General features: G+C 53.6%; 11 protein-coding genes and 1 pseudogene. 8 read left to right on the forward strand and 4 right to left on the reverse strand.

The genetic code is table 11. The features are described from left to right. Nucleotides 1–44 precede the first annotated feature (44 nt). The 5 genes from ACTIDN_RS10030 to ACTIDN_RS10050 all read left to right on the forward strand — a co-directional run bounded on the left by ACTIDN_RS10030 (nt 45) and on the right by ACTIDN_RS10050 (nt 3,902). Entirely contained in the window at nt 45–398 is a 354-nt protein-coding gene (locus ACTIDN_RS10030) for a DUF6476 family protein (protein WP_441376931.1), read from the forward strand. Continuing rightward, entirely contained in the window at nt 395–1,603 is a 1,209-nt protein-coding gene (locus ACTIDN_RS10035; protein WP_441376932.1) for an anhydro-N-acetylmuramic acid kinase, read from the forward strand. Before ACTIDN_RS10030 ends, ACTIDN_RS10035 begins: the two co-directional genes overlap by 4 nt. A gap of 14 nt (nt 1,604–1,617) precedes the next feature. After that, entirely contained in the window at nt 1,618–2,085 is a 468-nt protein-coding gene (locus ACTIDN_RS10040) for a hypothetical protein (RefSeq protein WP_415508487.1), read from the forward strand. A gap of 192 nt (nt 2,086–2,277) precedes the next feature. Continuing rightward, nucleotides 2,278–2,457 (forward strand): DUF3311 domain-containing protein, encoded by a 180-nt coding sequence (locus tag ACTIDN_RS10045; protein ID WP_441376933.1) that lies wholly within the window; start codon nt 2,278–2,280, stop codon nt 2,455–2,457. Beyond that, nucleotides 2,454–3,902 carry a sodium:solute symporter family protein gene (locus ACTIDN_RS10050; protein ID WP_441376934.1) on the forward strand — a complete coding sequence of 483 codons (1,449 nt, stop codon included), beginning with the start codon at nt 2,454–2,456 and terminating at the stop codon, nt 3,900–3,902. Before ACTIDN_RS10045 ends, ACTIDN_RS10050 begins: the two co-directional genes overlap by 4 nt. Before the next feature lie 90 nt (nt 3,903–3,992). Here ACTIDN_RS10050 and ACTIDN_RS10055 read toward each other — a convergent pair whose 3' ends face one another. Continuing rightward, on the reverse strand, nt 3,993–4,397 hold the full coding sequence (locus tag ACTIDN_RS10055) for a hypothetical protein (protein ID WP_441376935.1): 405 nt from the start codon (nt 4,395–4,397) through the stop codon (nt 3,993–3,995). Between the two features lie 209 nt (nt 4,398–4,606). Here ACTIDN_RS10055 and alkB point away from each other — a divergent pair, with 209 nt between their 5' ends. Together alkB and ACTIDN_RS10065 are read left to right on the forward strand one after the other, a co-directional pair. Continuing rightward, nucleotides 4,607–5,251 (forward strand): DNA oxidative demethylase AlkB, encoded by a 645-nt coding sequence (alkB, locus tag ACTIDN_RS10060; RefSeq protein WP_441376940.1) that lies wholly within the window; start codon nt 4,607–4,609, stop codon nt 5,249–5,251. A 79-nt stretch (nt 5,252–5,330) separates the two neighbouring features. Beyond that, entirely contained in the window at nt 5,331–6,494 is a 1,164-nt protein-coding gene (locus ACTIDN_RS10065) for a serine hydrolase domain-containing protein (RefSeq protein WP_441376936.1), read from the forward strand. 22 nt (nt 6,495–6,516) lie between these two features. On the opposite strand, the gene ACTIDN_RS10070 is transcribed toward ACTIDN_RS10065, so the two are convergent. Continuing rightward, the gene (locus tag ACTIDN_RS10070) at nt 6,517–7,131 is read right to left on the reverse strand and encodes a YceI family protein (protein WP_441376937.1); all 615 of its coding nucleotides are present in this window, start codon (nt 7,129–7,131) and stop codon (nt 6,517–6,519) included. A 336-nt stretch (nt 7,132–7,467) separates the two neighbouring features. Between ACTIDN_RS10070 and ACTIDN_RS10075 the strand changes: the two genes are divergently transcribed. Next, the gene (locus tag ACTIDN_RS10075; RefSeq protein ID WP_441376938.1) at nt 7,468–9,717 is read left to right on the forward strand and encodes a TonB-dependent receptor; all 2,250 of its coding nucleotides are present in this window, start codon (nt 7,468–7,470) and stop codon (nt 9,715–9,717) included. A gap of 12 nt (nt 9,718–9,729) precedes the next feature. Here the strand turns inward: ACTIDN_RS10075 and ACTIDN_RS10080 are convergent, their stop codons facing one another. Then, the gene (locus ACTIDN_RS10080) at nt 9,730–10,107 is read right to left on the reverse strand and encodes a helix-turn-helix domain-containing protein (RefSeq protein WP_261766253.1); all 378 of its coding nucleotides are present in this window, start codon (nt 10,105–10,107) and stop codon (nt 9,730–9,732) included. A 366-nt stretch (nt 10,108–10,473) separates the two neighbouring features. Then, nucleotides 10,474–10,698 (reverse strand): annotated as a pseudogene (locus tag ACTIDN_RS10085) (transposase); the annotation flags it as partial. Nucleotides 10,699–10,748 lie beyond the last annotated feature (50 nt).

The following is a 10,748-nucleotide window of genomic DNA, read 5'->3' on the forward strand; positions in this document are numbered from 1 at the left end:
ACGGGCAGACCAAACGCCTCTGAACATTCAGGACAGGACAGACTGTGGATCAGCTAGAAGCACCACCCCGCACATCCAAAGCTCTTCTCGCGGCGGTTATTGGTATGGGCGTACTGATTGTCGCAGGCACTGTAACCTTGGTGGGCGTGATTATTCACAGGATGAACAGCCACCCTACCCCGCCTGCCTTGCCCCCTGCCGTACCGTTGCAGGACACAATGCCAGAGTCCGCTCCCCCCACCCTGCCTGCTGGCACCAGACTGCTCAGCGTGACCCGCGTTCAGGACGGGCTGTTGGCCCTGCATGTGACGGAAAATGGGCAGGATAAGATTTTGCTTTGGCAGGTGAACACCCACAAAATTCTGCAAGGGTTGAGCGCCCCACCTCCGGCACCATGAGCGACCATTCTGCTTCCTCTAAGCCCCTGTTGACTACTATCGGCCTGATGAGCGGCACATCGCTGGACGGAGTGGACGCCGCCATATTGGTGACAGACGGTGTGCAGGTTGCGTGGCGCGGCCCCTCACTCACCCATCCTTACCCTGCGGCTACACGCACAATGCTCCGTGCTCTGCTGGACAAGGCTGCACATCTGGACGCGCACGACCCTCAGGTGCTGGCCGCAAGCCAAGCCGTAACACAGTGTCACGCCCAAGCGGTTGCAGCCCTGTGTGTGCAGGCAGGAGGGTTAGTGCCAGACCTGATAGGTTTTCATGGGCAAACCATTTTGCACCAGCCCGGTCGCACATGGCAGATTGGTGACGCTACAGCCCTGTCAGCGCAAACCCAGACACCGGTTGTGCATGATTTTCGCAGCGCAGATGTAGAGGCCGGAGGAGAAGGCGCACCGTTAGCACCGCTCTACCATGCAGCTTTGTTGCAGGGACAGAAGCGCCCGGTTGCCGTACTGAATATTGGCGGCGTGGCCAACCTGACTTATCTGGACCCATCTGGCACCGTGTTGGCCTGTGACACAGGCCCCGGCAACGCCCTATTGGATGACTGGACCTACCAGCATACCGGCCAGACCTACGATAAAGATGGCGCGTTAGCGTTAAGTGGCACCGTGAACAAGGCGGTACTAGCCCAGCTTATGGACCATCCGTTCTTTGCCCAAAGCCTTCCCAAATCCCTTGACCGGCTAAGCTTTCATAAGGGGTTGGAGTATGTCTCCTCCCTTAGCCCAGCGGATGGAGCTGCAACACTGGCGGCATTTACGGCCCATGCTGTAGCCAGCACACAGCTACCACATCCACCGGAGGCGTGGTTTGTGTGTGGCGGTGGCCGCCATAACCCCGCCATTATGGCAGCGCTACGCAGTTGTCTTTCCGGCACAATCCAGCCAGTGGAAGTGCTGGGGTGGGATGGCGATGCTCTGGAAGCCGAATGTTTTGGCTTTTTGGCAGCCCGCAGCCTGCGGGGCCTTCCACTTTCCCTACCCGGTACTACAGGGGTTAAAGCCCCTACCACCGGCGGCAAACTAAGTTGCGCCAACCTCTCCCCACACCGGCTCTGGCCCTGCGCCGCCCTTATGGTTCAGGCCGCCAACCGGCCCCCGGTTGATCTTACCGCCATAAGCCCTACCATATGCCCAGCCAGTTAAAAGGACCTGAAGACATGAAGCGCGCTTTTTTACTCTCCCTCAGCCTGCTTGCGCCTGCTGTTCCTGCATGGGCACAGACTGTAGTGGACGGAAGCGATAAAACCGCAACGCCCTTCGTCAAAACCACCCTGAAAACCCTTGCCAGCAAGTTTCCGGAAACACCGGCGCATTTCCGCAAAATCAGCACACACACACTCAATGATAAGACGGTGATTTGTGGGGAAATCAGTCTGGCCAATACCAAGGCACCGGATGAGGCGTCCTTCATGCCTTTTGGCGCGACAGAAGGCGAAGAAAATCCTCTGGTGTTTGAAGGCCGCACCATACCTTCCGCACTGGATTTCCGGGAGGTTAATAGCTGGATCAACCGAGGGGCAGACCTTGAAGATCTGGAAGAAATGGGCTGCGTGCCAGAGGGCAGTTACCGCGCCTACAGCGACAAACTGAACAAGGTTTTGCAACACCGCAAGACATCAACTTGATATAACAAACACGTGTTATAACTTAATATTTTTCAAAAATACGTTATAACACGTGTGCGTGTCTGTGACACCTGCACCACACGGCTACCTAATGCTCCGCCCGGCACCGTGAATGGTGATTGACACCACCCAAGCTGCTCTGCATGACTAATACGGTCGCAACAAAAAAAAATAACTTTTGGCCGTTATATCATGAAATTTATGAACCTGCTCCTGCTGCTGCCCTTTCTGGGGCTGCTGTGGACGCCGCTCTATGACCGGTACACACCGGCTCTGTTCGGTTTCCCGTTCTTTTACTGGTACCAACTTGCCTGGGTGCCCGTGACATCTGTCATTATCTGGATTGTCTGGAAAAAGGGGCGTGACGTATGAGCACCGTCAATCCGTGGGCGCTTGGCGTCTTCATCGTCTTTTTTGCCGCGACAATTGTTATTGGCAGCTCCATTCAATGGATCCGCAAACTCTTTAGCCGCGGCCAAGCTGCGCAGGGTGGAGAAGACTGGTCTCTTGGTGGGCGACAGTTCGGCCCGTGGGTCACGTGGTTTCTGGTCGGGGGAGATTTCTATACCGCCTATACCGTCATTGCCGTGCCCGCTCTGGTGTACGCAGTTGGCGGGTATGGCTTCTTCGCTCTACCCTACACCATTATTGTGTACCCTTTTATTTTTCTGGTTATGCCCAAGCTCTGGCGCATTGCCCAAAAAGGCGGACACACCACGGCTGCCGATATTGTCAGAGCACGCTTTGACAGCCGCGCGCTGGAAATTATTGTAGCCATAACCGGCCTTGTTGCGGTTATGCCCTATATTGCTCTTCAGCTTATTGGCATCCGTACAGTTATTCAGGCGCTGGGCCTGCCGGGCGACATCCCGCTGATTATCGCGTTCCTGTCTCTGGCTGCCTATACATGGCTCGGTGGGTTGCATGCCCCAGCCCTTACGGCCTTTATCAAAGACATCATGATCTATATTGCCGTACTGGTTGCTGTAACCGTCATCCCACTGCATATGGGTGGCTACGCAGCACTGTTTGCGGGAACCGATCACACACAGCCTGTCCTGAAGGCTGGCATGGGCTTGCCTTATGCAACACTGGCTCTTTCCTCCGCTCTGGCAGCCTTCCTCTACCCGCATACGCTGACGGGTATTCTGGCCGCACGCTCTGCTGATACCATCAAGCAGAACGCCGTATTCCTGCCCATCTACACCATTGTGCTCGGGCTTATTGCCATGCTGGGCTTCATGGCCCATGTAGCGGGCGTCAACACCACCAACACCTCGCTGGTGGTCCCAATGCTGTTTCAGGCCGTTTTCCCGGCATGGTTTAGTGGCTTCTGTCTTGCCGCTATTGCGGTTGGCGCACTGGTTCCAGCCGCAGTTATGGCTATTGGTGCGGCAAACCTAGTCACCCATAATCTGCTGCCAGCAAAACAGCGTACTGTGCAAAACAGCCGCCTGACAGCACTGGCCATCAAAGTGGGCGCTCTGCTGTGCGTGATGTTCCTGAACGCACAATTCGCCATTGACTTCCAGCTTCTGGGCGGGGTGATTATTCTGCAAACGTTCCCGGCACTTATTCTGGGTCTGCTACGTATTCGCTTCTCCGCCGTCGCCATGCTGGCCGGGTGGATTGTCGGCACCTGTGTCGGCATGGGGCTGTGCTGGATGGACGGGCTGAAACCAGTTCACGCCGTGGCTCTTGGCCTCTTCTCTGGCAATGTTTCGACCGGCTTGATTTCACTTGTGGTCAATATTGCGGTTGTTGCGCTTGTTTCCGCCATCAAACCCGGCACAAGCAAGGCCTATCATCAAGCCTGATACCATTCCCAAAACCACTTAAAGCTTTGTCTAAAGCCTCACCTGTTTTCAGGTGAGGCTTTTTTTACCTTCAAACGAGCCCCGCTCTTACTAGTCTGCTTCGGTAGCGTTACGATGCCGCATGTCCATTTTTCTCTGATGCAGCATGAGTTCCTCAAACGCTGTTGCTTTGCGTTTGTAGGCAAAAGGTTTCTGTTCCTTCACAAAAACCTCCAACGTCTGCCCCCGCTGCTCGGCTATCACCTTCAGCTCAGCGTACACATCTTCCAGCACATAGTGTTCGTTATTGTCGCCATACCTTTTGAGGGGGTGCCTGTCCTGCTCCCGGCATTCAGCAATAAAGGCATCGAGCGCCTCTTGCCCTCTGGCCCGCACTTCCGACACCCGTGGCGCCTGAAAAGAGACAAGCTCACTCAGGCCCACAAATTCTCCGCGCACGACAAATGTCTCAACATCAAGCACTACAAGAGCGGGTACGCCCCTGATAATTATCATGTCGTGCATGGTCTTCACGGATTTTTCCACCTATTCCGGCTAACACACTGCCTTCACAGTGCTGGCGTTTTGTATGCCAGATTTCCTGTTATAGAGTAAATTGCTTCATGGCGTTATCTTCTGCGTCAACCAGTCTGCCGTCTGGCCTGTTACAGGCACCACGGCTTAGGGGCAATACTGTGACAGACCCAGCAAGTACCGCCACCCAAATGTCCCTGCTTTTGCCAGACACGCGCCCCAGCCGCGTAACCCTTAGCCCCGGTGCTATTGTTTTGCGTGGCTTTGCCCTACCAGACGCTGAGGCACTCCATGCCGCCATAAAAACTGTCACTGCACTGGCCCCCCTCCGTACCATGCAAACACCCGGAGGGGGAACGCTTTCTGCGGCCATGACTAATTGCGGCGCTCTGGGTTGGGTGACTGATAAAGCGGGCTACCGCTACACACCGCAAGACCCGCTTTCACACCTGCCATGGCCGCCCCTACCTGCGCTTTTTGCGCAAATGGCAACATGCGCTGCACACGCGGCCGGTTTTCCCGGGTTCCACCCCAATGCCTGCCTGATCAACCGTTATGAGGCAGCTAGCCGTATGGGACTGCATCAGGATAAGGATGAGAAGGATTTTACCCAACCCATCGTTTCCGTCTCTCTCGGGTTATCAATTCATTTTCTCTGGGGCGGCCTTGCACGCACTATTCCCCCTTTTTCGTTTCTACTGGAGCATGGTGATGTTGTGGTATGGGGCGGCAAGGCACGCCTGCATTATCATGGCGTCAAACCATTAGCCGCAGGGCAGCACCCTCTTACCGGGCCACACCGCTTTAATCTGACATTCCGGTTTGTCGCGCCTTAAAAGGCTGAACTGGCCAGAAAGCGCCACTGTGCTTTAATACCCCCCACCATGCCTTCATCTGTTTGGAGTTTAGCCCCGCATGCTACCCCGCCCCTCCCGCCGGCTTTTTCTCAAAACCGGGATTGCATGTACCAGCCTCTACGCAATGCCACGCGCAGCAAGAGCGCAGGCTGAACACGCATCAACTTGCTTTGACGGTATCACAGCACTTTTTGAAAACGCCATTAAAGAGCACAAAACACCCGGTGCCGTAGCGGCCATTTGTTCTGGCGGTCAAACTGTGTGGACGGGCGTTTTTGGCCTAAGAGCCACGACGCCCACACCAGAACCCATGTCATGGTCCACCTTGTTTGACATGGCCTCCCTTACCAAAGTGCTTATTACTGCGCCTGCGGTCATGCAGTTATATGAGCAAGGGAAATTTGGTCTGGATGATGCGGTGGCTCACTATCTGCCTGCATTCGCAGAAAACGGAAAACAGCATATTACCATTAGGCATTTGCTAACCCACTATTCCGGCCTACCACCAGATGTGGACCTAGGCGCCCCTTGGGTTGGCAAACAAACAGGCCTTAACCTTGCACTCAATGCCACCCCCATTCACAAACCGGGCAGCATATTTGTTTATAGTGACATCAATTTTCTTATTCTTGGCCTGCTTGTTGAAACCTTATCAGGTATGCAGCTTGACCAGTATGCCACACAGAACATTCTCTCTCCTCTTGGGTTAAAACGTACTTTTTTCCTTCCAGACCCCGCCTTGCGCCCGTCAATAGCGCCAACACAGTATGACGAGCGGGGGCTTATTCTGCGTGGAGACGTGCATGACCCCACAACACGACGTATGGGCGGCGTAGCGGGCCATGCTGGGCTGTTCTCCTGCGCTGATGACATGTTGAATTATGCCAAAGCCCTGCTGGCACGCAGGGCAGGCAAAGCGTCTGCTTTTCCCCTCTCCCCTCAAACACTTGTTCTTATGTCCACCCCCCAGCAGCCTTCTGGCAAGACTGATATCCGGGGTTTGGGGTGGGATATCGCAACCCACTATTCTACCCCAAGGGGCACGGTATTTCCGCCAACCTCTTACGGGCACATGGGTTTTACGGGCACATCACTCTGGCTTGATCCACAGTCCGAAACCGCAGTGCTTATCCTGACAAACAGGGTGCATCCAGATGGCAAAGGAAATGTTGTAGCGCTGCGTCATGATGTCGCTACGGCTGCCGCATTGGCTCTGCAATAGAGTAACGTGATAAAATACATTCTTAATTAGAGGATTTTTCAAAAACACCACTTGCCGTCAATGTCACATCGTCCCCAACAGCAACGGGGGACTGCACCATACCAAATGCGCTCCGGCTGATGGTACCACGCACTTCAAAGCCAACATTGTATGTATGTTGAGCCACATTAGGCCCTGCGCCCAGAAAAGAGGCTTTAAACGTCACCTGTTGCGTAATCCCGCGCAATGTCAGTGTACCAGCTACATTCGCACGGGAAGGACCATCATACACCACGTCCGTGGAGGTAAATTCTGCATCTGGATAGTCTGCAACATCCAGCCACGATGGCTGGCGAAGCATCTGCGCCACATCGTTGGTCGTTGTCGTGAGAGATGCAAGAGGAATAATGAGGTGTACTTTTGAGCGTTCAGGATGCTCCGGGTCTAGAGAGAGGTCTCCTGTCACTCCAGAAAAAAGACCTCTGTAGTGGCTCATACTCAGACAGGAGACCGAGAACATGACCTGCGTTCGGTTGCTCTCAATTTTGTAGTGCCCGGCCTGAACCTGCGGGGCCTGCGCCATAACTTCAGAAAAAACTGCCGCCTTTACCGGGCCAACCGTCATGACGCCCATAACCGCCATCGTCAGTCCTGACATACAGATATTTCTCCAGCGCATTCTGGCTACGTCTCCCTTTTTATACCCCACGCAAACACTGCTAACTAAAGTCGGATTTAGACTATAAGTTCCTTGTATTGACCGAATAAATAAGGGTCAGTCATTTCAAAACTCTCTTATTTGTTGTGACATACTGAGATTAATTGGCATTTATCTGTCCTTTTAACTGCTTGCCTATCGAATGAGACTGAGCACTGTCGTTATCTTGTCACGCTCCTCATTTATATTTGTTGGTATATAGACATTCTGAGGGAATGGCGTCACAAGCACTCCACTCATATCGCCATTTCCAGCAAGAAGGTCTCCGCTTCTCCCATGAAGTACCGTCTTCACACTCTGCTCGCAGCCAGCGCACTTGCTACATCCTGCTACACGTCACTTTCTGTGGCACAAACTGTTGCGGGGTCTCCAGCAACACGCCCGCAAGCGCCCATAGCACCGCATGCTAAAAAACCAGACAACGTACAGGGAAAGAAAGAGACCATTCTTGTCAAAGGGCGCGCCGCTTCTGGTGCTTTGGCTGATTACAACAAGACAACAGCCGCGCTCGGACCGCTTGGCACCCGCCGTACGCTGGACACCCCTTTTTCTATCATGACGGTGCCACACGACGTTATCGTCAACCAGCAATCCCGCAACATGAACGACCTGATGGCGTATCTGCCCTCCGTCCAGCTTGAGGTACGCGGAGACCCCAATACCAGCCGCCCTCAGTCCCGCGGGTTTGAGGCGGACGTGGTCGCCAATACCCGTATTGACGGGCTGAACGCTGTTTCCACCACGCCTTATGCCGCAGAACAGTTTGACAGTCTGCAAGTTCTTAATGGTCTGGCAGGTGCGCTATATGGCGCTCAAAACCCGGCTGGTACGTTTGAATATGGGCTCAAACGCCCAACAGACAGCCGCATAAATCGCCTTGTTGTTGGGGTAGATTCCATCGGCACGCTCATGGAAAATGCAGATCTGTCAGGCCGCCTGGGCCGCAACAAATGGTTTGGTTATCGCCTCAACCTGCTGCACGGTGATGGCACAACTTATGTGCAAGATAGTTGGGTGCGCCGTAACCTTGTAAGCGCTGATTTTGACTTCCGCCTGGATGAGAAAACCACCATTGAGGTTGACACCAGCCACTACACTTATGCGCAGCGTGGGCAGGCCGCAGGCTTTGCCTATAGTGGCACCATAGATCTGCCCAAAGCCCCAGACCTGAGCAACCCCGGGCTAGGCCAGAAATATGCTGGCTATAATATGGAAACCAATACGTTTCTGGCCAAGGTCAAACACAAGTTCAACGAAAACTGGAGTGTTACGCTGGGCGGTCTGTATCAGGATGCTATCCGGCAATCTTTTGGGAACGCTAACACCCTTATCAACAATGCAGGTGACTTCACGCAAACCATTGCAGCAGCCACCACCGCCAATGACTTCCGGGTTGGCAGTAACCTCGCCTACGTGAATGGTCGCGTGCATACCGGGTTTATTACGCATGATCTGGTCATCGGCACCAATGGCTACATGATGGGCAACTACAACCCGACAACAGGTCAGACCTTCAAGCTTAATAATGGTCAGGCCATGTCCATGTATGACCCCAAGCAGGTAAATGGTCAGCAGCCCTATTATCACGGGCGCTATCGCTCAGCTTATGTCTCCAACCAGACGCTTATTGTTGGGGATACACTTCAGTTCAACAAACACTGGTCCATCATGGGCACCTTGTCCTGGAGCTGGCTGCACACGGACAGCTGGAGCAACCCACTGGCAGCTAAACACACGCATTCAAGTTATGATCGTGCCGCAGCGTTCAGCCCCATGACCAGCCTGATCTACAAACCAACAGACAATCAGACAGTCTATTTCACATACGAGCGCGCGTTCCAGGCCGGTAGCATTGCCCCTGCTGGCGCAACTAACGTTAACGACTATACCGCCCCCCTACGTAGCGAAGAGTACGAGGTTGGGTATAAAGTGATGATCCGCAAAATGCAGATCAATATTGCGGGGTTCCGTATGACCCGTCCTTATGCCTTTACAGACCCGACCACGCATGTTTTTGATACATTCGGCAACCAGCGGAATTATGGCGTAGAAGCACAGTTTGCTGGCTATATCCTTCCAAATCTCTCCCTATTGGGCGGCATGACATGGATGGATGCGCAAATGGGCAGCACCGGCGTTGCCTCCACCAGCCATAAGGAAGTCGTTGGTGCACCGCCGGTTCAGGCTAACGTGCTGCTGGACTACCGGCTGCCTGCATCCTTGGGAAGCGTCGCGTCCCGCTTGGCATTCAACGCAAACGTTCACTACGTTGGCCGCCGGGCAGCCAACGTACAGAACACCACATTTGCTGATTCTTACGTCACGTTGGATCTGGGAACGCGCTTTGCTTTCCGCGCAGCACACCACCCTTGGATGGCCCGCTTTGGCGTTTCAAACGCAACCAATGCTCGTTACTGGGCATCCGTTTACCCAACGTCTCTCAACGGGGCCAGCGCAAGCGCAAACAATAGTGCCTATGCTGGCCTGCCCCGTACCTTCCACTTCACTCTGGAAGCAGACTTCTAAGCCCTGTTGGGCTTAGAGCGTCGGATCTCCACCGCTTTGCAAAACCTTGACCTGTCTTTCTATCCACTTCTGGGCAGAAACCTTACGAGACGGGTCAAGCATGCGGTACATTTTGATCATGTCATATTCGTCGGGTGAGACGGTCAGCGGAATATCGGCCTGCACATAACCTGTGAGAAAAATTTCCGGGTCTACACCAAACAGAGCTGCCAGTTTTGGGATATGTTTACGAGCACTGCCTTCCCGGCCAGTTTCCCAAAAAGCAATAGCCGGACGAGAGACACCAAGGGCATCTGCCACTTGCTGCTGTGTCATTCCCGCTGCTTTACGCAGAATTTTCATTCTCTGCCCAAGGTCTGATCCTGGGGAGATTACTTCCTGTCTTTCCACGCTATCCTGCTCTCTTCACATGGAGACGGGACGCAAACCCAAGCACGAAAAGCAACTCTGCTTTCCCGGTCAGGAGCGCGCCATTCCGGTTCTCCATAACAACATCTTGCCTCTATCATGGTTGACCGGACACCCGTGTTCCGGTTTCCCGCCACCTTACCAGAGCGCTATGTAACGCATTACCCCTGATAAGACAGCGTGAAATTTTCCATGCAATAACGCAAGCACCATCAGCCATGCACCTTAACAGTACATGGCTGAGGTTTATATTATTCTCATTTAAGGCGTTTCCAAGTCCATAGTAACACAATCTGCGTATTATATGGACGTGGTTTACATTTGTTTTTTTATTCTTACGGCGTGTCGTCAGTTAAGCAGGATGATGATTGAGGCGAACTGCACGGCTGCGAGGAAGGTCGATTTCAGTTTATCGTAGCGGGTTGCGATAGCGCGAAACTGCTTTAGTTTATTGAAGAACCTCTCAACAAGGTTCCGTTCGCGGTAGAGAGAAAAATCGGTTTTCCGTCGTGTCGTTCTGTTGCGTTTTGGCGGGATGACCGGGGTAATCCCGCGCTGTATCAGCCGATCGACGCGGATTTCTCACACTTGAGGCAATTTTGGGTCATTTTGTAGAATTCAGT

The sequence above is a fragment of the Acetobacter sp. genome, from assembly GCF_052102375.1.
Taxonomy (GTDB): domain Bacteria; phylum Pseudomonadota; class Alphaproteobacteria; order Acetobacterales; family Acetobacteraceae; genus Acetobacter.

What these genes read in the sequence shown, in the direction of transcription:
- ACTIDN_RS10035 (WP_441376932.1), top strand. Translation starts at nt 395, where the DNA reads ATGAGCGACCATTCTGCTTCCTCTAAGCCCCTGTTGACTACTATCGGC.
- ACTIDN_RS10040 (WP_415508487.1), top strand. Translation starts at nt 1,618, where the DNA reads ATGAAGCGCGCTTTTTTACTCTCCCTCAGCCTGCTTGCGCCTGCTGTT.
- ACTIDN_RS10045 (WP_441376933.1), top strand. Translation starts at nt 2,278, where the DNA reads ATGAAATTTATGAACCTGCTCCTGCTGCTGCCCTTTCTGGGGCTGCTG.
- ACTIDN_RS10050 (WP_441376934.1), top strand. Translation starts at nt 2,454, where the DNA reads ATGAGCACCGTCAATCCGTGGGCGCTTGGCGTCTTCATCGTCTTTTTT.
- ACTIDN_RS10055 (WP_441376935.1), bottom strand. Translation starts at nt 4,397, where the DNA reads ATGATAATTATCAGGGGCGTACCCGCTCTTGTAGTGCTTGATGTTGAG.
- alkB (WP_441376940.1), top strand. Translation starts at nt 4,607, where the DNA reads ATGTCCCTGCTTTTGCCAGACACGCGCCCCAGCCGCGTAACCCTTAGC.
- ACTIDN_RS10065 (WP_441376936.1), top strand. Translation starts at nt 5,331, where the DNA reads ATGCTACCCCGCCCCTCCCGCCGGCTTTTTCTCAAAACCGGGATTGCA.
- ACTIDN_RS10070 (WP_441376937.1), bottom strand. Translation starts at nt 7,131, where the DNA reads ATGTCAGGACTGACGATGGCGGTTATGGGCGTCATGACGGTTGGCCCG.
- ACTIDN_RS10075 (WP_441376938.1), top strand. Translation starts at nt 7,468, where the DNA reads ATGAAGTACCGTCTTCACACTCTGCTCGCAGCCAGCGCACTTGCTACA.